Genomic DNA, 22,576 nt, shown 5'->3' on the forward strand with positions numbered 1-22,576 from the left:
GGCTCTTCACGGTTCGTGGTGAATGTTCTGCCGTGATGGGTGTTCATGCCACTGTTCTGGCGGCACTGCGCAACAGGATACGCGTTTTGTAGTTGCGTGCGTTGGTGAACCCCCGGCCCGTCCTTTTGATGTGCTTGATCGCGGTGTTGTTTGCCTCCACTTTTGCTGTTGTCGCTCCGGTGACGATAAGGACTTCGATTTCTTTCCACCATCGGCAGACGGTGCGCCAGAGCCGGTTCGTTTCGGGCTGCGCGGATTGTTCGACCAGGGCCTGCAGTCGGTCTTTCGCGGCTGCCGCGTCGGCAAGGGATCCGGTGGCAAGCAGGGCCCGGAGCTGTTCTTTGACCAGCCAAGCCGCCTGCAGCTTCCCGGTGGCATCGTCCGTGGCGAACACGGTGCTGAGCCTGTCCCGGGCCCTGTCCGAGAGCGTGTCGCCAGCACGCAACAGCAGGCGCCGGTTGGCCCAGACCGGGTCGATGGATCGTCCCCGCCGGCCGTGGACCTGCTGGGTGAGTCTTTGCCGGACTTCGGTGAGCATGTCGTTGCCAAGTTTGACCAGGTGGAACGCATCGACGGAGACCGCGGTGCGCGGCAGCCACATCCGCAGGGCTTTTCGGAACGCTGCTGAGGGGTCGATAGCGACCACCTGAACACCCAGGCGCCATTGGAGGGGCCGGGCGAAGAGCCAGTCTCCGACTCCTTGGCTGTCACGGCCGTCCACGATGCCCAGGACCTTTCCGCTATCGAGATCGACAATGGTGGTCATCCAGGGTTCGTAGCGTTTCCAGGCTTTGGTGGCCGGGTCGCGGAAGAACCGCACTGACCGGTAGCGGTGTTCATCGATGCCGAGCATCCGCGGGGCCAGTGCATCAACGTCAGGCAGCGTCAGTGCCGCGGTGTCCAGCGCGCGCTGGACCAGCCACCAGGAGACGCCGAACGAGGAGGCAGCTTCCGCCGCGGCTCGTCCGGATCCGATCACAGCGGCCACGAGGGCGTCACGGAGCCGGCGGGTGGACCGGGCCCGGCGTGGGACCTGGGTGGTCTCCTCAGTGAACGTCTGCCGCGGGCACAGGTACTCATCGCAGAAGAATCTCCGCTTGGCCCAGAGCACTTCAACTGGGCCGGCGACAGGGATATCGCGCAGACGTTGGGGGCGGCGGGAATGAACGCGGCTGCTGATAACACCGCAGGAAGGACATGCGGCCTCGGTGGTGGCCACCACGTGGATCCGGCGCTGCCCGCAGGCGAGGACCTCGGCGTCGGTGACTCGGTAGTCGGGCAGGTTGAAGATGGTGGTGGCAGCATCGGGGCGCGGGGAAGTAGGCTCGATCAAGGCTCGTAGCTCCTGACTCTTGATGAATGCGTAGAGAACATCCATCACAGCAGGGCTACGAGCCCTTTAGCTTTCAAGACACGGAACCTGTTTCACCATCAACCGCGAAGAGCCGCTTTGTCTGCTGTCATCGCCAGCGGCATCAGCGGGGCTGCCGCGTCAGAGACGAGCGAGGTGTGTCCAAAGCTCCTTACGTTTATGTAGGGGTGTACAACGGGAATGCGATTGCTCCGATTGCTGGATACACTGGAACACCCCAGGTCGGAAACTCAGTTTGCTACACCGGTACACAATCCGGGCAGGTGTGCAGCAACACTGTTACGCGGGTTAATCAGTACATTTGCTATTCGTACATTCCTGCTCAGTGCTACGGGGGCTTAACCGTAACCGAACAGAGCAACGGCGTTCCAGCTGCTGGGAACGGTGACAGCGGAGGGCCGGTAATATCCGCAATAGGTGGCGTAGCTTACGCAAGCGGGATAATTAGCGGTATTTCAAACCCAGGGAGCAACTGCACCGGCAAGCCTTCCACGGATACACGGAAATGTAGTACAACGGCTATCTATGCGCCAATTTCTCATTTCTTCAACAATAATGGGGGTCATGCTATATACGTAGCTCCTAGTTCCTAAGTTTTCACCGATCAAAATTTTTGAGTGGGCCCGGATTGGCCTCCGGGTCCACGAGAGCAGGGCCCCTGTGGACTGGGGTGGGGTGGCGTGACTGGTGAACCCGCATCGTCCGCAGGATTGGTTTGGATGGGCTGCTGCGCCGGTGAAGATGATCTGTCCCGACAATGTCAGGCTATTCCAGTGACTGCAGTCATCGAAGAACGCGCTTTGTTCGAACATGATGAGGGGCAAACCCGCCGATTGGGGAGGGGAGCGTAAACAACGGCCAGCGCGTCCCCCCCTGGGGCGGGTCCTGGATTCTGCGGGTGTCACCGTCACAGCATATGGGACGAGTGGGAGCATCGGGGTGGGTATCCGTCGTTCTAAAACGACCGTTTTTGACACTGTTGCCGTGACACGCCAGATTTCCCCCTCCAAGTAGGTCACAAACCAAGTACGAAACATGTATTGTCATAACCCCAACAGCAAACGGGTTATGACACCCAGAGGAGGGACCGACCATGGGGCAGGGGAAGCAGCCCACGAGGCAGCCGGATGAGAAACCCGGCGGAGCTTCGCTGTCCCTGGGATACGCCCGCGTCTCAACGACTGAACAGAGCCTGGAATCCCAGCAGCAGCAGCTGCGCCAGGCAGGGTGCTACGAAATTTACTCCGACCACGGCCGCTCCGGAGCCACCATGGCCAGACCAGAACTGGAAGCCTGCCTGAGGGCACTCCAGCCCGGAAACACACTCGTCGTTACCAAGCTCGACCGTCTCGGCAGGACCGTGCGCGGACTGGTAGAACTGCTGGATTCGCTGCACGAACGGGGAGTTGCCTTCCGGTCCCTTACAGAAGGGATCGATACGACCACCCCATCCGGCCGGCTGATGTTCAACATCATCGCCTCCGTGGCGGAAATGGAACGCGAACTAATCAGAGAACGAACCAGGGCTGGCCTGGCCGTCGCTAAGGGTAAAGGCGGGCGTCCGCCCCGCCTCCAGCCGCACGACGTGGCAGAAGCCAGACGGCTCAGAGAGCAGGAAAACCGGTCACTGGAATGGATCGCCAAGAAATTCAAGGTGAGCCGGTCAACAATCATCCGCGCGCTTCGCACAGACGGTCTTGTAAGCACTGTGTACGGTGGGACCACAAATTCTGCCGGTACCAGGGAGACGTTCAATGGCGAAAGCTCGCAAGCGGAACCAAATTGATGGACAAGCCAGCCTAGACGCCTTTCTTTTCCCTGAGCCTGAGGAGGTTCGCAATGAACAGATACGGAAAACTCGCGCAGGAGACCTGGAAAACGACAGCGCCGAAGCAGTACGCGCTGATCCCGAACCCGGAGGAGTGGTTTCAGAAGCTGGGCGAGGAAGCGGAACAGCGGGTGGCCGAACTGAGCGACGAGCTGGCCGGCCCGGATCCGCAGAACGAGAGCTTTCTGGACAAATACGGCAGGCTGACCGCAGCGAAGAACCAGGCGGAGGAAATCGTGCGGACGGAAATGCTGACCCCGGAGGACCTGGAACAGGAGGGGGACGAGGACCCGGAGAACGAGTCCTCGTCGGAGATGTTCGAGATCATCCAGTCGATGAATCACGGGTATCAGGACCTGCTTCAGGACCTCAACGCGGACGAAGCGGAACAGAGCCGCAGCCAGCACTAGCGGAGCCTGAGCCGCCGCGCCGGTTCATTCCCGCCCGTCAGGAAGAGCTGGCCCCTTCCGGGGCACAGGCACGCTTTCGGGCCAATGTCGCGGCGCTGCGGGTCCTGCGTCAGCTGCGAGAAGAGGGGCGACCGGCCAACCTGGCGGAGAGAGACACGCTGGCGCGTTGGGGGAGCTGGGGCGCCTCCGGTGTTGCCGAAGTCTTTGACGAATCCCGGCGGGAGTATGACGCTGACCGCGCCGAGCTGCGGGCACTGCTCAGCGACGATGAGTACAGGGCTGCAAACCGTACCGTCATTAATGCCCACTACACGGATCCTGCCCTGGCCACGGAGATCTGGCAGACGCTGAACACACTGGGTTTCTCCGGCGGAAGAGTTCTTGAACCGGGCTCCGGCGCAGGCACTTTCATCGGTCTCGCACCGGAAACGGCACGCATGACAGGTGTCGAGCTGGACCCTGTAACAGCCGCCATCTCCCAGGCCATCTATCCGAATGCCGATATCCGCGCTGAATCATTCGCGGAGACGCGCATACCCGCCGGCTACTTCGATGCAGCGGTCGGGAATGTTCCGTTTGCCCAAACCAGGCTGCACGACCCCCGGCACAACGCCGGAAACCATTCGATGCACAACCACTTCATCCTCAAATCCCTCGCGCTCACCCGTCCAGGCGGCGTCGTCGGTGTTATCAGCTCTTCTTTCACCCTCGACGCACAGAACCCGGCTGCCCGGAGAGAAATGTATGAGATGGCCGACCTTCTGGGAGCAGTCAGGCTACCTACCGGCGCTCATCGCAGAGCAGCAGGAACTGACGCACTCACCGATGTGCTGATCCTGCGGCGCCGGCTGCCCGGTGAAGAACCGGCCAGTTCTTCCTGGCTCGAAACCCGGCCTGTGAACCTTGGCCAGGGCCAGAACACGATGAACCGGTACTTCACCGAAAACCCCGAGAAGGTCCTGGGGCAGGTGCAGGTTGGCAACGGCATGTACGGATCGGAAACCCTCACCGTTCAGGCACCGAACCTGACAGTCGTTCCCGCCATGCTCCACGACCAGCTGCAGGACATTGCCGCCACTGCCCGAGAAGCCGGCAAAGGCTTTTCCGAATGGCAAAGCCAACAGACCGGCATCGCCCCGGCGGCTGCCCTCGGCAGTAACAGCGAGATGCAGGCCGGCCACATCATCGCCAACGCCGACGGTACTTTCCACCAAGTCAGCGTTCAGGGACAGCCGGAACCGCTGAAGGTTCCGGCGACTCAGCAGCGGGAGCTGCGGGCCCTGCTGAACCTCCGCGACCTGGGACGGACTGTTCTCTCCCTCGAGGCAGAGAACGTCGACGATACCCCCGAGCTCGATGCTGCCCGCGCCGAACTCAGAACTTCATACCAGCACTACGCGCAGGTCTACGGGCCGATCAACAGGTTCTCCGAACGACGCACGGGCAGAACAACCGAAGCTGGGGAAGATATCCTGGCCCGGGTCACACCCAAAGCGGTAGCACTCATCCGTGCTGATCCCTTTGGCCCGTTGGTCAAAGCGTTGGAGAGCTTCGACGAGACCACTCAAACCGCTACTGCCTCGGCGCTCCAGCACGAGCGCCAAGTTCAGCCTCGCCAGCCAGTGCGCGGTGTGGACACCCCAGCGGAAGCGCTGGCAGTCACGCTCGACACCCGCGGATACGCGGATTTGGAGGAGATCGCACGGCTGCTTGGCACCACAGCCGAATCTGCCAGGGAAGCGCTGGGAGATACTGTCTACGATCTTCCCGGCGAACCGGGCGGCCTGGAGCCCAGAGCCGAGTACCTCAGCGGGAACGTCCGGGAGAAACTCGACGCTGCCATCGCAGCCGCCAGCGAGGATGAACGATTCACCCGCAACGTCGACGCACTGAAAAAGGTCCTGCCGCGGCCCCTGGGCGCTGACGAAATCGAAGCCCGCATCGGATCGGTGTGGATCTCCGCCGAGGTGCACCAGCAGTTCCTGCAGCACATTCTCCGCGATCCCAGGGCCAGCGTTGACCGGATCACCGGCGCGAGCTGGGACGTTCAGGCCAACCGGCACAGCTTCACTGCCCGGAATGACTGGGGAACCGACCGTCTGCCAGCTGGCGAAATCTTCAAGTCTCTCCTAGAGCAGCGCCGTGTCCAGGTCACGGACCCGGACCCCGAAAACCCCGAGAGCAACCGGCGCATCCTGAATCCCACGGAAACGACCGCTGCCCAGGAAAAAGCACAGATCATGCAGGACAGGTTCAGCGAGTGGGTCTGGGAACACCCGGAGCGGGCTGTTGCTCTCAGCGATGAATACAACCGCCGCTTCAATTCCATCGTGCTGCGGGACTACGGCGTGGAAGGAGAGCGTCTCACGCTGCCCGGACTGGTCAAGAACTTCCAGCCGCGCCCGCATCAGCGTGCCGCCGTAGCCAGAATGATTTCAGAGCCGTCGGTCGGACTGTTCCATGAGGTGGGCGCAGGCAAGACCTTTGAAATGGTGATGGGCTCTATGGAGCTGCGCAGGCTGGGCATGGCCCGGAAACCAGCCGTCGTCGTACCGAACCATATGCTGGACCAATTCGCCCGGGAATGGTTGCAGATCTATCCGCAGGCCAGGATCCTCGCCGCATCATCTGCGGACCTTCAGGGCGAAAAGCGACGAGAGTTCGTTGCCCGGGTCGCTGCCAATGACTGGGACGCCGTCATCATGACCCGCACAGCATTCGAACGGATCGAGCTCTCCGCCGAGTCCCAGGCCGAGTACCTCAACCGCGAAATAGACCGCAAACGCCAGGAGATTAACGCGGCCAAGGAACGGGCGGCCGAGCGCGGCGGGCGTCCCATGACCGTGAAGAAAGTGGAAGCCCGCCTCCAGGCTGACGAGGAAAAGATGAAACGGCTCCGTGAACGGCCGGTTGACCCGGGCATCACGTTCGAGCAGACCGGAATCGATTACCTCGTCGTGGACGAGCTCCATGACTTCAAGAACCTCGACACGGCGTCCAACATTCAGGACGCCGCCATCAACGGCTCAAAACGCGCATCGGACCTGCACTCGAAGGTCGAGTATCTGCGGTCCAAACATGGTGAACGCGTCATCACCGGCGCAACTGCCACACCGATCGCCAACAGCGTCACCGAAATGTATGTCATGCAGCGGTACCTGCGGCCCGATCTTCTTGAAAAAGCAGGAATCAATGACTTTGATACCTGGGCAGCAACATTCGGCCAGGTCGTCACCGAAATGGAGATGACAGTCGCCGGCGGTGACACCTTCAAAATGAAGGACCGCTTCGCCAAGTTCCAGAACGTTCCCGAGCTGCTGAAGATGTTCCATACCTTCGCCGACGTGAAGACGGGGGAGGACCTGCAACTCCCCGTTCCGCTTCTTCAAGAGCGGGAAGATGGTCTCAGGCTGCCCCGGATGGTGATGGTGGAACCGTCACCGGAACTCGAGTCATACATCGCCGACATCGGCGACCGTGCCGAGGCTGTCCAGCAGCGGCAGGTGCACCCCACCGAAGACAACATGCTCAAGATTTCAAGCGACGGCAGGAAAGCCGCCCTGGACATGCGCCTTGTGGACCCGGACCTCAATATGACAGCGGTGGAAACCAAGATCGGTGCAACAGCCGATCTGGTAGCCCGTGTATATGAGCAGAACAAGAACAACACCTACACGGATCCGGTCACAGGCGACCCGCACCCGACCCCCGGTGCGCTGCAGATCGTGTTCTGCGATCTGGGGACCCCCTCGGACAAATGGAACGTCTACGCGCAGCTTCGGGATGATCTGGCACAACGCGGCATTCCCCGGGACAAAGTCCGGTTCATGCACGAGGCAAAAAACGATGCCGAGAAAGGACGCCTGTTCGCTGCATGCCGCACCGGAGAAGTTGCCGTCTTAGTCGGCTCCACGCAAAAAATGGGTGTCGGCACGAATATCCAGGCCCGCGCCGTGCACCTCATAGACATGGATGCCCCATGGCGACCGGCCGATGTTGCGCAGCGGCACGGACGGATCGTCCGCCAGGGGAATCAGAACGCCGAGATTGCTATCTCCCAGATCGTCACCAAAGGATCCTTCGACACGTTCATGTGGCAGACGCTCGAACGTAAGAGCCGCTTCATTGACCAGATCATGCGCGGCCGGCTCGACGTCCGGGAGATTGAAGACGTCGGAGAGAACACCCTTTCCTTCGCCGAGGTGAAAGCCATCTCCAGCGGAAATCCGCTGATCCTAGAGAAGTCCAAGGCGGACCAGGAACTCTCCAGGCTGGAGCGTCTCAACCGGGCATGGCACCGTAACCAGGCATCCATGGTGCACCGGAAGGAATCAGCACAGCGACGCGGTGAAACTCTCGTCGCCCAGCTGCCTGCACTGAAGGAGGCAGCTTCCAGGACCACGAGCGAGGCCGGCGGGGACGCATTTCGCATGACGATCGACGGACAGACCTACGACAAGAGAACGGACGCCGTGGATGCGTGGAAGCGCTGGGCATCGGCCAATGCTGCCGGTTTCGGACACCCCGTCTCCGGCGGAATACGAGACCTCGGAATTGTTGCCCACATCGCCGGCCACGACATCCGCTACGTCCAGGGAACCGCGAACATGGTGGACGGCAGCGCGTCTCGGGTCGAGCTGCGGATCGACGACGCGCCGGGCATCGCCGTGGACTCGACAAGGATCGCGACCCTGGCACCCACTGTTGGCCTGATCCAGCGGATCGAAAACCAGGTCCTGCGTCTGCCGGACGAAGTGGTGAAGCACGAGCAGCTCATTGAAGAAGCGCGAGAGGAATACCGCCAGGCCGCCACTGCCCTTGGCCAGCCCTTCAAGCATGAAGAGGCACTGGCCCAAGCCAAGTGGGACGTGGAGCGGATCGACAGGGTCATGCGCGGTGAATCAAACCCTGAACCTACCCTCGATACAGAGCTGGAAGCACTAAAGCGATCGATGCGTGCGAGTTTCCCGACAACCCCACCGGCAAGACTCGGCCACCAGCACAGCACCGAGGCCAGGAAAGACACCTCGGGCTACTGGAACGACTCTGGCCTGGAACGGTAAAACTCCCAGGAGAGCGGGGCAGGCTGCCCCGCTCTCAGCTAGGGACGCTAGCAGAGATAGGTGTGGACCACTGTCACGATGAGACGTGCCAGGTTGCCCATGAGGTTGGCCATGAAGTTGGCCATCTGCCAGTGGTTGGTGTTTTTCCGTTTTGCCATCGGCGTCCACATCCTAAATGTGGTGGGCCCAGATGCGCCTTCACGTGCCAGCACGCCCAGTCGTGCCGCGTTGACCGGGAGGCGGCCGGCGACCTAGGCTGAGTTGTGCATACATGCGTGTGACCGTGAACGTCGCAAGCTGGTAGATATTCTCTATCCGTTAGGGGGAGGCCCGTGCGACCGGGCCTCCTTCTTTCGTCTAGAGCCGGAGCGGTTGACTCCACTCTCCAAGATTAGAGCCCTTCAGGGACACTTTCGCGGCTGCGACCCAGCGCGTGTACAACAGCTATGTCACCAGCCCCACACGCCACGTGGGCTGCCCCCGTAGGCGGCCCGGATGGTACGCCCATGGCGAACCCCTACCCTTCGCTGGGGGCCTGGCGGCTGCGCCTGCGAATCGCCCCGGATTCGTCCAGGCCTAGCTTCTTCAGCTCGTCCTCGCTCCACCCGTCCCGGATGGCGCGGGTGTACGCGCGTTTGTTCTCCCGTTCAGCTTCCTTGATCTGGTCGAGGAGTTCGTCTCGGCGCTGCCGAGTTTTCACGAGTTCAGTCACGGAGGCGATCCGGGAATCCAGGAGTTTACGAGCTTGATTCTGAGTCGTTTCGAGATCAATGGCTGCCATGCCTGACACCCTAACTACGCCAGGAGTCCGGCAACAGAGCAGCACGGATTCTGCTTCTCACCGAACATGAGAAATCCCTCTGCGAACGGTCTAGCGGTCATGACCGGTTCCTTCGGAGACACCCCGATAAGAACGGGTTACCGGAGAGTCATAAGGTGCTGAGTATTGTGCGTTCTGCGGGCTTGGTCCGCCGAGAACGGATGGAAAACTCGCCTCCACATAAGCTGGCAGCGACCCCCGAGTGGGAGCCATTGCCGGCGGCACAACCGGTGGGATTTTTCCGGCGGCAGCGAGTGCCAGACTCTCTTGGAACTGTCGGTTTACTGGGTCCGTCTGATCCACCCAAGTCTGTTGCTTCAAGCGCTGCAGACCGGCTCGAAATTGTTCGCTCCAGTTGTCGCCGAGGAACGGAATGTCGCCGGCGTTGGCGAACCCGAGGATGTTGCCTCTGATGGGAAGGAGTACGCCGGCATCGGACGCCGCTGCGGCATGCCACGTTCTGTGCCTGCCGTCGGACCATCCGCTGTCCCAAGGGTCCATCGTTACTGCTTCGCCAGGGCTGAACCATGACCGCACGATCTTGAGTTCAAGATCGGACAGTCCCGGATCCTGTACATGAATCCGGATACTCCCATCCGGGGCAGGACCGCGCTGCGGGCCCCCTGAAGCTAGGACATCACCAACGTCCTGAATGGTTCGTCCGATAGCCTTCCAATCCTGATCGTAGGACTCCCAGCGTGGAAACGCGCCGTGGTCGGGATCAGCCACTCGCGCGCCCAGCTGTTCCGGCGTTGCACGCCACCAGGTGAGCGGACGATGCACCTCGACGCTCAACCAGTCAGCGTCGTTCTCTCCGAGGCCTTCGGGGAAGGCCTTTGCCGGGAAGTCATGCCAGCGTGAGTTCGCCGGATCGCGGAACCACTGATCGACGTTTTCCGGCATGTAGCGGATGACCCGCGTGCCGAGCACGTAGTAAGCCGGGCCGATCTTTTTGCGGCGCCACTCGGCCAGTTCCTGGACAGTAACGCCGTATTCGGCGCCCACCTGCTGCGGGGTCATGAGCTGGTTCACGAAGTTGCTCCTTTTCTCTCTGCCACCGTTCCTTTCGGCAAAGCCGTCACATCTTGGCCGCGAAGTGAATTGGCCAGCCGGAGCCGGGGGAGCGTGGAATACCGGAGGGAGCGAAGCGAGTGAGGATATGCCGCGAAAGCCGCCGGCGCAGGCTTGCCAAGAGAAGGGCGGACAGTACCCTCCAAAGCCGAAACGGAACGGCGCAGCCGGTCGATGTGGCAGGAGCGAAGCTCCTCGCAGGGGGTAGAGCCGCGGGAACGCTTGCAGCGTTCGTTCGCGGAGCAAGCTATAGACTTAGGTCCCCCAAGTCGCTTGCCACTGTGGACGTGCGTCCGGTCGCGGGTCACACTGGGCGTGTGGTCCCCGCCACAGGGGCGGGGTCGCTGCGCTGGGCCGAAAGGCAGGGGAGTGACATGGGGCATCCGTCCGAAGGCCGGCTGTTTGGCCGCCGACGGCGAGCCAACGTGCAGGGCGGCCGGCAGCACGATCACCGGGTGAAGGTGACCCCGGAAGAGGAAGCGCAGCTGCTGCTCCTGGCTGAGGCCCAGCACGTCACTGTTCCCCGGCTCCTCGTTGAGTCAGCCCTGGCATCAGCTGCCGGTGAGACACCTACGGAACGCAAGCAGGCCATGGCTGAGCTCTTCGCGCTTCACCGGCTGCTGGCCGCGGTGTCCAATAACGTGAACCAGATCGCGCGGGCCACCAACGCCTCAGGAGAGATCCAGGCCGAAACCGCGGCAACGGTGAAGAAGGTCCGGGAGGTTGCTGTCCGAATTGACCGGGCCATCGACGGACTGGGTTTCGGGCAATGATTCCGAACGTGGTGCGCGGCGAACGCATGTCGGGTCTGATGATGTATTTAGTCGGGCCGGGCAAGACCAACGAGCACACCGAACCTCACCTGATCGCCGGAGATCCGGCACTGCTCGCCTGGCATGATGACGCAGAGCTGGACCGGGAGGCCGCGCTGGGTATCGCCCGTCATTTGGAACGGCCGCGCAGCGCGTACGCCGTGAACGTCAACGGCGGGCACGTCTGGCACTGCTCTCTGTCGATAGGTCCTGAAGAAGGGCTGCTGACGGACCAAAAGTGGCAGGACATCGCCAACGATTTCGTCCAGGCAATGGGCTTTGATGACCACGAGGGGACGAAAACGCCCTGCCGGTGGGTCGCCGTACGGCACGGAGTGTCGAAGAACGGGAACGACCACATCCACCTGGCAGTGAACCTTGTCCGGGAAGACGGCACCAAGGCATCCATTCATAACGACTTCCGCCGTTCCCAGTCCGCAGCCCGGGCACTGGAAGTGAAGTACGGCCTGGAGCAGCTTGAGTCGGTCAAAGCCGAGCGCTCGACACGTGGCTATGACCCGGCCGAACGCGAATCCGTGGCCCGCAGGCGTGCCAAGGCAAAGTACGAGCGGCAGCACACAGAGGGCGAGCAGCCCGGCTCCTGGGAGAACCTCACCAAGGGAGAAAAAGCAGCGCATGTAGCTGCCGAGCTGAGTGAAACCCAGCCGCGTCACGAACTGGCTTTGAAGGTACGGGCCGCCGCTGCAGCGAGTGAGAGCGAAGCAGAGTTCGTGCGCAGGCTGAGGCGCAGCGGCTGCATCCTGAGACCGCGTTTCGCGGAGAACCGGACTGACGTTATTACCGGCTACTCGGTTGCCGAACGCCCCCACTATGGGGAGCGGCCTGTCTGGTACGGAGGGCTGCACCTCGGCCGGGATCTGAGCCTTCCCCGGCTGCGCGGTGACTGGCCTGACACCCCCGGCGGCGCCACGGAAGCCGCTGCTGAATGGAACGCAGCGATGAGAGGGCGCAGGGTCGTCCATGCCGGACGGGAGGCGCAGGAGATCACCCCCGAGGTATGGGAGCAACAGAGCACGCAGCTCGGGGAACTCATCGACCGCCTGAACGCCGTAGACGTCAACGACCGGGACACCTGGGCTACCGTCGCCCGTCAGGCGGCAGGAGCCTTGGCGGCCTGGTCCAACGCGACAGAGGATACTCCAGGAGATTTGGCGGCAGCCTCGGAAGCGCTGTCCCGCTCCGGACAGACATTCCGCCGGACAGTAACGCCGCACAAAGCCGGAACGACGGCTCTGTCCGGAACCGCGATGCTGCTGGCCAGTGCCATGCACAGCGGTAAGGGAGCCGTGGCGCAGGCGGCCATGATCAGGCAGCTGCTGCGGGTCACCCAAGCAGTCCACCGCGCGGCCGTCGCGGGACAGCAGGTCCGCCAAGCGAAGCTCTTGGCTGAAGACACCCGTGCCCGCCTGGTCCGTGTCCGTGACGCGATGCCCCACCCCGTCCAGACAGGCGCCGGCCAGGCCACCGGCACGGCCACGCTCACGGACCGGCGGGACCCCGTCCTGGAACCGCAGGCCCAGGCTATGCTCGACCGACTCCGCGCTGGGCAGGGCAAGCCGGCGACTCCCGGGTCCCCGGTCCCGAACGCAATCGAACCATCCAAAGAACGGCACACCACCAAACCGGACGCAACCCGCGGCCCGGAACGATGAGGGGAGAACCATCATGGATGAGAAAGACCGCATCGAGGCAACATCCGGCAGCGCTCAAGATCGTGATGCACAGGACCCGAGCCCGGAGAATCAGCAGCTCTGGAAGGGTTTCAAGCAGGGCGACCGCGTCCGATTCGTGCAGGGAGGTGACCACAACGGTGAAACGGGATCTGTTGTGGGACCGGCGATTATGGGCCGCAGTCTTGTCTGGGACGTGCTTACGGATGACGGCCTGTCGAGGGTCGGAACCATCGCGAACTACTTGGAGAAGATCGATTTACCTCGGCAGGGCGCCCTCTCACCCGAAAGAGAAACGGAACGTCTCCAAGCTGCTGCCCGCCCACTGCCCGATCGGCACCGGAGCTACGCAGCAGACCTGGCGGGTATTAGCCAGGCACGGCCAGCCACGGAGGCCATAAAACCAGCCGGGACCCGCAACAGCCCAACAGTGCGTGAGAACCGCAGCTCTCGGGGAGCACACAACGAGCTGGGAAATCTCGGCAGAAGCTAACCCTTTGGATTCCAGTACCAGCGGCGGCGCCCGATGCCGTCCTAGTGCTGCCAGGAACCAGAGAACCATCCACTGAACGGCACACCACCAAACCGGACGCCACCGGCGGTCCGGAACCGATGAGGGAGAGGGGCCATGGCCGAAGAAACCGACGGGATCGAGGAAGCATTCGAAGGTCAGCTGCGCGTGTTGGTGACGGCGGCCGGACAAATCGCTGAGAGGTTCGCAAGAGCCCGGGAAGAAGCCTCCCGGAAGGCCCAGGCCGTCAGCGAGCAGGCAGCACGGGAGATGCAGGACCGGTTCGAGGCCGAACGAAAGACCGCCCAGCTGGAGGTGTCACGGGTCCACAGCCATGAATGGTGGGACCGTGCCACCCCCGAGCAGATGGCTCACACCTACCAGGCCGCACGTGCCTGGACCAAGGACGACCCCGAAGCAGCCCGGGCAGAACAGATCATGCGAAATGAATTCCGGAGCCGGTACAACCTGGACGTCGAAAAGACCGACGCTGACCCGGCAGCCGTCAACGCCGCCGTGCAGAAAGCAGAACGTGACCGCGCTGATGCAGATGCCGAGCGGCACCGTGCAGCCGCAGAAGCTGCTGAAGCTCAGCTTCTGCTGAATCAGGCGGACCAGGAAGATCGCCGGGCCGACGAAGCGCGCCTGTCCGCCGAGCATCAATCCGATCCGGAAACCCGAGCGCAGCGGCTGGCCGAGGCTGAATCCGCTGGAGATCGGTCCACAGCGATTCGGGAGGACGGCCGTTCAGCGTACGACAGTGCCGAACGCCGTGATGGGACCGCCAGGGACCTTGAATCCAGAGGCATCGACGGGCAGACGGTGGCGACACGGATGAGAGCCGACGTAAGCCAGGCGAAGCCGGCTACGGAAGCCGTCACAGGTGCCAAATCGAAAGCCCCGAAGGCCCGTAAAAGTCGTGGCTCCCGTGCTGCGCAAATCCAGAACGCAGGTCTGGATCGGCGGTAGAACGCCAAGAAGTTCCACCGGCGACAGGGGCTCTGGAGGGTTGGTGAGAATTCACCAGACAAGCGGAGCAGCCGTGGACTGAGCTCCTACGCATGTTTGAGGGAGGAAAGACCGAGCATCCGCAAAGGATTCTCACCCACCTCTACTGAGCGGAGACTCATGTCCGACTTCCTGAACAACCTGTGCCAGTCTGTGGCTGACTTCCTGTCATCTGGAGCACCCACGATCATCGTGGTGAGGGTGCTGATTACAAGGTCCCCGTTGGCGAAGTTCACCATGAATGGAAAGTCCAAAGGGAAGCGCAAGAAGGACTGAGCAAGGGAGCCCGCGGCCGGACTAGTCCGGCCAGCGCACGTCAGGAAAGAGGCCGGAGGGAGGGGCCGCGTAGGGCAACGGTCCCCCCTTCGTCTCTTGGTTTTCCCTGCTGGCGGCGTCCGCCGCGTAGAAGGGTCCCTGCGGGTCCATCAGCACGGACATGTGGTGATCGGCGTGGTCCCGCCACCAGACGCTCATGCCGGTGCTCGGGTCCTGGCGCAGGTGCTCCCAGGAACGCCAGAGGGCTTCGAGGCGGATGACTGCTTCGTCGTATTCCCACCAGCGTGCAGCCCAGATCCGGGCTTTTCCGTCGATCCTGCGGCGGTAGGCGTTTCGGAGATACTCGCGCACGAATTCGTCGACACTACCGAAGTACAGGGTGGGCTCCGCCGGTGTGTCCTGTCCAGCTGGCCCTGAACCATCAGGCTGCAGTTCGGGAGGAGCATATTCGTCCACACCCCAGTCGGTCACTGGGCACCTCCTGTGTTGGCGGAAACAGCAGCTGTCGCCGTCTCGGCTTCTCTGATGGTTCGTTCAGCCTGAGGATCGTGGGCAGCTATGGAAGCCCGAACCTGATCCGCGTGCGGACCGGTCATCCAGGGCTGCGTGCGGATGAGGGTGGGACGGTTCCCGGAAGCCATGACGACGGCACGGCCTTTGGGCAAAGCGGCCAGATCAGCGACGTCGAGGATCCGTTCACGGTGCAGCTGCTGGGAGACCGTGCGGTGTCCCTTCCCATGAGACGTTGAGGAGGAGAGCCGGTCGTAGTCCCCGATAATCCTGGTCAGATCTTCCAAGAACGCAGCTTCGGATACGCCGCCGCCGTAGACCTTTACGTTCGATGCGCTCCAGAGCTTCTTCATGCCGGCCTCACCCCAGACCTCCACCCCCTGTGACCAGCTTTGCAGGATGGTCATGAGGACGATTCCGCGGGAGCCGTAGTGGCTGTAGAGGTTGGGGAGCTCTCGCCAGCGGCACACGTTGGCCGCCTCATCGAGCACGCCCAGCAGCGGCGTGGCCAGACGGCCGCCAGCGGAGCGCACCGCCTGTTCCTCGGCGGCTTCAACCACGGCCACCGTCAGTGCGGTGACCAGGGGCCCGGCCGTTCCGCGGCCTTCTTTGGACAGGCTGTAGAGCGTGCCTCCGTTGCGGATGAACGCCACGGGATCGAACTGGGGACGGGAATCTGCGGAGCTGCGCGGAGTTACCCAGGTCGAGACCTGCCTGTTCGTCAGGCAGGAAGCCATCTGCTGGGCGGTGCCGAAAATGCCGGCTCGCTGTTTGTCCGGGGCGTCCACTACGCCATCAACCTGGTCTGCCAGCAGATCAAAGTCGTTGAGCCGGAGGATGTCCGCTGCGGTGTGGTCCATGGGCCGGGTCAGCCAGGTGTAAACGTCGGTGATGGACCGCTGATCCAGCGCAGCTGCTAGCAGCAGTCCGGCGAGCAGGTCCTGGCCGGCAGGGTCGAAGTACGCATCGGTTTTTGCCCCGGGATCACGGGAACCGGCGGCGAAGTGTTCGGCGAGTTTTTGTGCGCGGACTTCATCGGTGACATAGCTGAGCGGGTTCCACCACCAGGTCGGTTCTTCCAGGGCAATGGACTGTGGGTCAAAGACCCACACCGGTCCGGTTTCGGCGCGGACATTGCGGGTGGCGTCCACGACGTCGCGTTTGTTGGAGGTGACGAGCACCGGGCCGGGAGCGGCCAGGATGGCCGGCACAGCACGGCTGGTGGTCTTGCCGGTGCGGGGACCCCAGATATCGATGTGCATGTCTTCCCAGGACCCATACAGCGGCTGGCCTCCGCTGACGGTGCGGCCAATAGGAACGCCGGGGGATTCTTCAACCCCGAGTCGTTTGGCGGTGGCCTGTGCGCTTTTGCGGGTGAGGCTCTCGACGTCTTTTCCCCGTCCCATGAAGCTCGCTGCCCGGTCGACACGGGTCCGGGCCTTCCGCAGCCGGCCGAGCAGGACCAGGACCAGAATGGCCACGAGAAGCCCGGCGGCTGCTACTGCCCCGAGTACCCACCAGCCGGCCTCCCCGGGCCATGGCAGCTCTCCTCCGATGAGCCCGAAGACCAGCTCGAAAGGGTCCGTGGGGAGTGTTTGGCCGGTGTCCGCGAAGCGGTGCCCCAGGTGCATGGCTGCGTAGATTGACCCGGCTCCGGTGAGGACGATGAGGACGGCCGTCCAGACCAGGGCGGCTTCTGCACCGATCCCGCCGGGATCGCGGCGGCGGTTGTTGGGTGTGCTCACAGCTCTGCCTCCTCAATCAGCCGGCGGGCACGCCGGCCGACACGGGACTGGTCATGCCAGAGTTTGTTGGTGTCATTGATTGAGGCCTCGACCGCCGTCAGCTGCACATCGACCGGTATCCCCGGCCGACCACCGACTTTGACCAGGAACTTCCCCCGCCCAGGCGGCTCGGCCTCCCTTCCGGTTGAAGGGTCCCAGGCCGGGGGATCCTGCCAGCCGATCAGCAGGGACTGCTCGGCCTGTGAGAACGGAACCGCTGCGGTGAGCAGGGGCATCTCCGCGGAGGGCAGACCGCCGCAGATCACCATGCCGGAACGTTCAACGAATCCGCGGGCTTTCATCCGGTCTTCCTGGCTGGCCAGGGCCTGAAGATCACTCATGGTGTGGGAGATCATCGCCATGCCAACCCCGCGCTGCCGATTGAGCCGCGTCAGGGCATCCACCCGGTCGACCATGCCGCGTCCGGCACGGAGGGCCCGCCAGAGTTCATCAAGAATCACGAAGTAGTGCCTGCGCGGTTCCAACCCCGCGTCGGCGAGGGCATTGGCAACATTGACGGTGCCAAACCCTGCAGACCAGCAAGCCAGCAGCGCTGCGGCCTGAAGGTCCATTTCGGAATCGTCGATGGCCGATACGTCGTAAACGACCGGGGCATCCCGCCGCATCGGGTTGGTGGTCTGACGTGAGAAGGTCTCACCCAGGCGGCCGCCGCCGACCAAACCGATCAGGGATGCTTCCAGACCTTCGGTAATGGTCTTGTAGCGGGTGTCGTCCCCACGGTCCAAGGCAACGGCTCGAACTTCAGCGGGGCCGAGCTGGATCACTCTGAGGAGGTCTCCGAGGACGGGGATGCCCTCGTGGTGTTCATCCAGCCACTTCAGAGCCCGGTCGATGATGGTTTCTTCACGGTCGTTTGGCGGTGCGGAACGCAGAATCGTGAGCAGGGCCGAAACCATGGTGTGCCGCCGGCCATGGGCATCCGCAATGACCTGAGATGCCTCTTTCTCGTGCCCTGCCGCCCGTAGACGTTCAGCGGCTTGGGTTGCCTCGCCCGGGTCAAGAACATTCAGATAACCGCGCCCCCGGCCGAGGGTGATGATCTGTCCGCCCATCGCTTCGATCAGGTCGACGTAGTCCGGCTTCAGATCCCCCAGCACCAGAGGCATGACCCCGTAGCCAGCCAGGCCCGTTGCCATGCGCCGGACGAGCGTGGACTTCCCGAGCCCGGGCTTCCCGAGGATGAAAGCGCTCGGATTGCTGATCAGTTTGGCGCGCTGAAACCAGGAGATCGGGTCGCAGCACAGCGTTGCGCCGGTATGAATGTGGCGGCCCAGCGGGACCCCCACCATGGGTGTTCCTGTGCCGATGGCAAAGGGCCACATACCGCAGACCTGGACAGTGGTGCCACGCCATTCATCGGCCTGCTGGACGTAGGTTGATGTTCCACGGCCCCTGCCCAACCAGCCGCGCATTGGCGGACGCTGTGGCTTAACCTCCCGGCTTTTGGCCTTTTCCGCGCGGGACTCCGCCCGGGGCTTCTTCTCTTTCTTGCCGCTCACAGCTTCTCCCTCAGTTCAGTGGGAACCTTGATGTGTTTGGGCAGCACCAGGCCCAGGGGAAGAGCCGCCGCGAAGGCAGAATCCTGAGACCCGTACACCGGCCGCAGCCTCAGCCGCGCAGTCGCGGCGAGGTTATCGACGGCCGCCCGCGCATCGGCTTCCCTAGTGAGGTCAGTGACCGTCGCGGTGACCAGCAAACCGAACTGCACCAGACCGGCACCGGAGGCTTCTTCACTGGCAGTAGCAGCGGCTGCACGGACAGCCAGAGTGTCCCGGGCAGCAGGCTTGCTCGTGGACGTCACCCGGAACTCCGCTGAACGCAGGTCTGCTTCTACGATCGCCGCGGCTTTCGCAGCATCCAGCGGCCGGTAGAGCAGGGTCACGCGTTTCCGGGCGATGTCCCGGTGAGGAGCAAGAAGGCGCGCCAGCACGCCGCTTTGTACATTTCCCCGAGGGGCGGAAGTCATGGCCCAAGTGCAGGAGTAAGCCGAGTCATGCCGGTAACCGTTCCAATACCCCTGAGCCGCTGACGGCCCCACATCCGGCCAGGAAATATCCGGGGTCTGTCCAGCGGCGTGGGCCTCGTCAATGAGAACAGCCGCAGCAGGGTCATAAGACACGCGAATCACTTCGCAGAGTTCCTGTGCAGACAGAGGGTGGGCGGCACCGGCACCGGTGGCCTGAAGCCCGGCGGTAAGACCCGGGATCCGGGCAGCGAGTTCACGGCCCATTTCTTCTGCCTGACGCTTCTTCCCGCCGGATCGCTGTGAAGCGCTGAAGGTAATGGAGACGAAAGCCTTGATGGTGGAAGACCCGGAGGGATACCGTCCGACGACCTCAGCGAGCATTTCGCGTGCGAAAGCCGGCGCATCGTCATCGATATTCAGGGCAACTTCCCGCCGGAGCCTGGTCCCTGAATCGGGAGCGGTTTCCAGCGTCACCGAGGCCGCTTCTACGCCGGGCTCATCGCCCAGGTTTGCCAGCCAGTGTCCCCAGTCCGCGACCCATATATCGATCTGCTCCTGATCCACCAGAGCCGCACCGTCAGGCTCTGTGCCGATCACCACGGAGTACGACGACGTGGCCGGCGTATAGAGAAGGGCGAACGGACGGCCGTAGGAGTCCGTGTGTTCACTCAAGCGGATCGGGGCGGCTAGCCCCGGAAGCTGGTAGGTGCCCCACAATGCCCTACCCAGAGGGCCGGAGCGGTAAACGTTTGAACCCCTAGACCGGGCTGTCCACCATGCCAGGCGGGCACCGCCGCGGCTGAGCACATTCTTGCCGTGCGAGTCCTTAGCCAGCACGGCGAGCATGGCCACACCCAGGATGCCGGCGAGGATGACTGCTTCGAGGAGTCCTCGGATCATCACCATCATGACGACGAGAACGAGGCCGCCGAGCAGCATGGCGGTTCCGACAGAGCCTAAACCGAGGATCCCGGCGGAGGATGGGCGACGCCAGTTCCCGTATGTGCGGGGTGGTCTGTTGTTCATGTCAGCGACTGCCATCCGGGCCGCCTCCTTCTCCTGTTGCGTCCTCTCCGAGACTCTGTGCTGCCTGCCCGGCTTTTTGTCCTGCCTGAAGTGCTACGCCGGCGGCAATGCCGACAGGCCCGGCTGCGGCGCCGGCTGCTGCTCCGCCGCCTGCTGCCGCGCCTCCGCCTGCCGCGGCTCCGGCGCCGCCACCACCAGATGCTGCACCGCTGCTGCCGCCGCTGGATGCGGCACTCGTTCCCGATGTGCTGTTTGCGGGCGCGGGACCGCCGCCGGAATTCGATCCGCCTTGAGGACCTGTGCTCTGCCCGCCCTGGGCTGCATTGTTTCCACCGCCGTCGCCACCTGTGGGACCGCTTGGCCCGGTAGGACCGTCACCGCCGTTGTTCGATGTCTGGGCGCTGGACGATCCGGAATTACCGGCGCCCAAGCGCCCCAGGGCCGCCGCACCGGAAGGAAGCGCGGCGAGAGCTCCAAGTGCCAGCGCTCCTCCCGCGCCACCAGCCATGGCACCAACCATGGGCGTCACAAACCGCATGAGTGCCGGCAGCGCGAACAGTGCGATGAGCATGAGCATCAGACCAGTGAGGATGGCCAGCAAACCAGTTCCGTCGTCCGAAAAGACGTTCGTTCCCACAAGCTGAAACGCGGTTGCGTACACGATCGCCGCAGCCGGTTTGTAGAGGATGAAGGCGATCAGCCAGCCGATGCATTTCTTGAACCAGTTCTTGCCCATTTCGGTGTTTGTGAACGAGGCGGACAACGGAAGGATGCCGGTCAGGATTACCAGCATTCCGCCACGGGCGACCATCAGGACAATCTGAAACGCAGAGCTCAAGACGGCAATAAGCCCCAGGATGATAATCAGCAGTGGTCCGAGACCATCTGCCGCTGCTGTAGTGAGAGAGAGCATGGTGGTCACATTTGTCTCGAAACAGGCAGACCCTGGGGTTGAGACATCGCAGTCCAGAGAAGCGTTGAGGATCCATGTGGAGAACGAGTCGGCCGCTGCCACGAGCAGGCCCACCATGGTGGTTCCCGCGCCTGCAACGATCACCAGTGTCAGCAAACCTTTTACCGTGTCGCGCCCGGGTTCAGCGCGCTGTTCCCACGCCATTCTTGCCCCGCCGATAATGACGGAGACCACTGCGGCGGCTCCCATGTACCACCAGAGGCCGGACTGCAGAAACAGGACAGCGCCGGATGCATTGGATGGGCCGGAGGGCATCAGGCCAGCTATCAACGCGCTTGCCGAAGAAATCAGGACCACCGACGCGAGGAGTAGGCCAATCTTGCCGACCGCAGCGATGCCTTCTCCTGCCCGCATTCGGGTCGCGATGAGTGCGCCGAGGATGAAGAGGGACAGAACAGCGATACCGAGACTAATCCATGTCACATAGCCCAGCACAGTGGTGATGTTTCCGGCATCAGGAGCGGAACTCCCGGCTTCTATAGAGGACCCTCCGCCGGTACCAGTCAGGTTCGGGGTTCCGATGTTGACCCACATGGTCCCGAGCGAAGCGATGGTGTTTGTGACAGCACCCATGACCGCCTGGGCCATGTCTTCGATTGCCCCGCCGAGGGCATTCTTAGCCCATTCGCCCGTCCAACAGTCGACGTCGTTCCACTCGCACCCAGCCATCTACATCATTCCCTCCACGCCACATATCCGGCTATATCCGGTATCTGTGCGATTCGAAGTGGATTGGATAGGTCTTGTGGAGAGAGCTTCCAGTCACCGTCTTCCCAGACCAGGTCATAGACCACGGAAACGTAAACGGCGCCACTTGACGCCGTTCCCCGGGCGGCAAGGTCGATCCTGGCCGAGGTTCCGTCGTAGTTGAGAACCTTAAAGCCCACAATGCTGAGTCGACTATCCGGTGAATTACTTGTACCAACGGTGTCTAAGAGTGCATCACGATTCGCCGCATCATCCGCCAAGAAGTAGTTGGCCCATGCGACGGATCCTGTTCCAGATCCCTGAACCAAGCCGTTGGCTGCTGCGAAGAGAGCCCCTTCAGGAGACCGCTGGAAACAGTACCGAACCGACTCCGCGTTCGTTTCGCCAGGGCCGAACTCCGGTGAAGTGGGATACGCCGTCGTCTCTTCGTACGCCCATACAGCGTCCGGCGCCGTAGCGACTGTTCCTGAGAGGGACTCCCCCGCAAGGTCGCAGACGCTGTCTCCGGAGGGCATATCAACCGGTTCAGTGGTCGGTGATGATGTTGCGCTCGAAGGTGCGGGCGTGGCTGCGTCGGATTCGGGGTCGTCCCTGGTCGCGTTCATGATGCCCAGAAACACGCCCGCCACGACGACCAAAACCACGACTACCGCGGAGATCAGGAATCCCGGCTTTGCGAATGGGCTCTGCTGGTTGTCATCGTCTGAAGCCATCTTCGCCCCTTAC

16 protein-coding genes are annotated in these 22,576 nt (G+C 62.7%); 7 read left to right on the forward strand and 9 right to left on the reverse strand.

What is annotated here, in order from left to right:
* Window positions 1-43: 43 nt before the first annotated feature.
* Window positions 44-1,333, reverse strand: a complete 1,290-nt coding sequence (locus tag AL3_RS17220) for an ISL3 family transposase (protein WP_066303419.1) — start codon at window positions 1,331-1,333, stop codon at window positions 44-46.
* Between the two features lie 1,132 nt (window positions 1,334-2,465).
* Between AL3_RS17220 and AL3_RS17225 the strand changes: the two genes are divergently transcribed.
* From AL3_RS17225 to AL3_RS17235, 3 genes are all read left to right on the forward strand, one after another.
* The gene (locus AL3_RS17225) at window positions 2,466-3,158 is read left to right on the forward strand and encodes a recombinase family protein (protein WP_083521869.1); all 693 of its coding nucleotides are present in this window, start codon (window positions 2,466-2,468) and stop codon (window positions 3,156-3,158) included.
* A gap of 53 nt (window positions 3,159-3,211) precedes the next feature.
* Window positions 3,212-3,610 carry a hypothetical protein gene (locus AL3_RS19015; RefSeq protein WP_066303420.1) on the forward strand — a complete coding sequence of 133 codons (399 nt, stop codon included), beginning with the start codon at window positions 3,212-3,214 and terminating at the stop codon, window positions 3,608-3,610.
* Window positions 3,611-4,047: 437 nt separating this feature from the next.
* Window positions 4,048-8,673, forward strand: coding sequence for a helicase-like domain-containing protein (locus AL3_RS17235; RefSeq protein ID WP_255220907.1), 4,626 nt, complete (start codon window positions 4,048-4,050; stop codon window positions 8,671-8,673).
* 517 nt (window positions 8,674-9,190) lie between these two features.
* Here the strand turns inward: AL3_RS17235 and AL3_RS17240 are convergent.
* Both AL3_RS17240 and AL3_RS17245 read right to left on the reverse strand, forming a co-directional pair.
* Complete coding sequence (locus AL3_RS17240) at window positions 9,191-9,385, reverse strand: hypothetical protein (RefSeq protein ID WP_306303041.1); 195 nt, start codon at window positions 9,383-9,385, stop codon at window positions 9,191-9,193.
* Window positions 9,386-9,544: 159 nt separating this feature from the next.
* A complete protein-coding gene (locus tag AL3_RS17245; RefSeq protein ID WP_066303423.1) occupies window positions 9,545-10,525 on the reverse strand; it encodes a helix-turn-helix transcriptional regulator in 981 nt (326 codons plus the stop codon).
* A gap of 413 nt (window positions 10,526-10,938) precedes the next feature.
* Between AL3_RS17245 and mobC the strand changes: the two genes are divergently transcribed.
* The 4 genes from mobC (at window position 10,939) to AL3_RS17260 (ending at window position 14,547) form a co-directional block, all read left to right on the forward strand.
* A complete protein-coding gene (gene mobC, locus AL3_RS17250) occupies window positions 10,939-11,337 on the forward strand; it encodes a plasmid mobilization relaxosome protein MobC (protein WP_174522155.1) in 399 nt (132 codons plus the stop codon).
* Window positions 11,334-13,049, forward strand: coding sequence for a relaxase/mobilization nuclease domain-containing protein (locus AL3_RS17255; RefSeq protein ID WP_066303425.1), 1,716 nt, complete (start codon window positions 11,334-11,336; stop codon window positions 13,047-13,049). Before mobC ends, AL3_RS17255 begins: the two co-directional genes overlap by 4 nt.
* Window positions 13,050-13,062: 13 nt before the next feature.
* Window positions 13,063-13,560, forward strand: a complete 498-nt coding sequence (locus AL3_RS18595) for a KOW domain-containing RNA-binding protein (protein ID WP_157075280.1) — start codon at window positions 13,063-13,065, stop codon at window positions 13,558-13,560.
* A gap of 135 nt (window positions 13,561-13,695) precedes the next feature.
* Window positions 13,696-14,547: a hypothetical protein gene (locus tag AL3_RS17260; RefSeq protein ID WP_066303426.1), complete on the forward strand. Its 852-nt coding sequence runs from the start codon at window positions 13,696-13,698 to the stop codon at window positions 14,545-14,547.
* A 336-nt stretch (window positions 14,548-14,883) separates the two neighbouring features.
* On the opposite strand, the gene AL3_RS17265 is transcribed toward AL3_RS17260, so the two are convergent.
* The 6 genes from AL3_RS17265 to AL3_RS18230 are packed head-to-tail and all read right to left on the reverse strand — an operon-like array spanning window position 14,884 to window position 22,563.
* Entirely contained in the window at window positions 14,884-15,333 is a 450-nt protein-coding gene (locus tag AL3_RS17265; protein ID WP_083521871.1) for a DUF4913 domain-containing protein, read from the reverse strand.
* On the reverse strand, window positions 15,330-17,117 hold the full coding sequence (locus tag AL3_RS17270; RefSeq protein WP_066303427.1) for a type IV secretory system conjugative DNA transfer family protein: 1,788 nt from the start codon (window positions 17,115-17,117) through the stop codon (window positions 15,330-15,332). Before AL3_RS17270 ends, AL3_RS17265 begins: the two co-directional genes overlap by 4 nt.
* Window positions 17,114-18,676: a putative type IV secretion/conjugal transfer ATPase gene (locus AL3_RS17275; protein WP_066303429.1), complete on the reverse strand. Its 1,563-nt coding sequence runs from the start codon at window positions 18,674-18,676 to the stop codon at window positions 17,114-17,116. The genes AL3_RS17270 and AL3_RS17275 overlap by 4 nt, the downstream gene beginning before the upstream one ends.
* On the reverse strand, window positions 18,673-20,184 hold the full coding sequence (locus AL3_RS17280; RefSeq protein ID WP_174522156.1) for an SCO6880 family protein: 1,512 nt from the start codon (window positions 20,182-20,184) through the stop codon (window positions 18,673-18,675). Before AL3_RS17280 ends, AL3_RS17275 begins: the two co-directional genes overlap by 4 nt.
* The gene (locus tag AL3_RS17285) at window positions 20,171-21,811 is read right to left on the reverse strand and encodes a TrbL/VirB6 family protein (protein ID WP_066303431.1); all 1,641 of its coding nucleotides are present in this window, start codon (window positions 21,809-21,811) and stop codon (window positions 20,171-20,173) included. Before AL3_RS17285 ends, AL3_RS17280 begins: the two co-directional genes overlap by 14 nt.
* A 5-nt stretch (window positions 21,812-21,816) precedes the next feature.
* Window positions 21,817-22,563 (reverse strand): DUF8175 domain-containg protein, encoded by a 747-nt coding sequence (locus AL3_RS18230; protein WP_083521872.1) that lies wholly within the window; start codon window positions 22,561-22,563, stop codon window positions 21,817-21,819.
* Between the last annotated feature and the right edge of the window lie 13 nt (window positions 22,564-22,576).

The organism is Arthrobacter luteolus NBRC 107841 (genome assembly GCF_001552075.1).
GTDB classification, from domain to species: domain Bacteria; phylum Actinomycetota; class Actinomycetes; order Actinomycetales; family Micrococcaceae; genus Arthrobacter_B; species Arthrobacter_B luteolus.

Coding starts and splice junctions, on each gene's coding strand:
- AL3_RS17225 (WP_083521869.1), top strand. CDS start 2,466: ATGGGGCAGGGGAAGCAGCCCACGAGGCAGCCGGATGAGAAACCCGGC.
- AL3_RS18230 (WP_083521872.1), bottom strand. CDS start 22,563: ATGGCTTCAGACGATGACAACCAGCAGAGCCCATTCGCAAAGCCGGGA.
- AL3_RS17285 (WP_066303431.1), bottom strand. CDS start 21,811: ATGGCTGGGTGCGAGTGGAACGACGTCGACTGTTGGACGGGCGAATGG.
- AL3_RS17255 (WP_066303425.1), top strand. CDS start 11,334: ATGATTCCGAACGTGGTGCGCGGCGAACGCATGTCGGGTCTGATGATG.
- AL3_RS17260 (WP_066303426.1), top strand. CDS start 13,696: ATGGCCGAAGAAACCGACGGGATCGAGGAAGCATTCGAAGGTCAGCTG.
- AL3_RS17280 (WP_174522156.1), bottom strand. CDS start 20,184: ATGGCAGTCGCTGACATGAACAACAGACCACCCCGCACATACGGGAAC.
- AL3_RS17235 (WP_255220907.1), top strand. CDS start 4,048: ATGACAGGTGTCGAGCTGGACCCTGTAACAGCCGCCATCTCCCAGGCC.
- AL3_RS19015 (WP_066303420.1), top strand. CDS start 3,212: ATGAACAGATACGGAAAACTCGCGCAGGAGACCTGGAAAACGACAGCG.
- mobC (WP_174522155.1), top strand. CDS start 10,939: ATGGGGCATCCGTCCGAAGGCCGGCTGTTTGGCCGCCGACGGCGAGCC.
- AL3_RS18595 (WP_157075280.1), top strand. CDS start 13,063: ATGGATGAGAAAGACCGCATCGAGGCAACATCCGGCAGCGCTCAAGAT.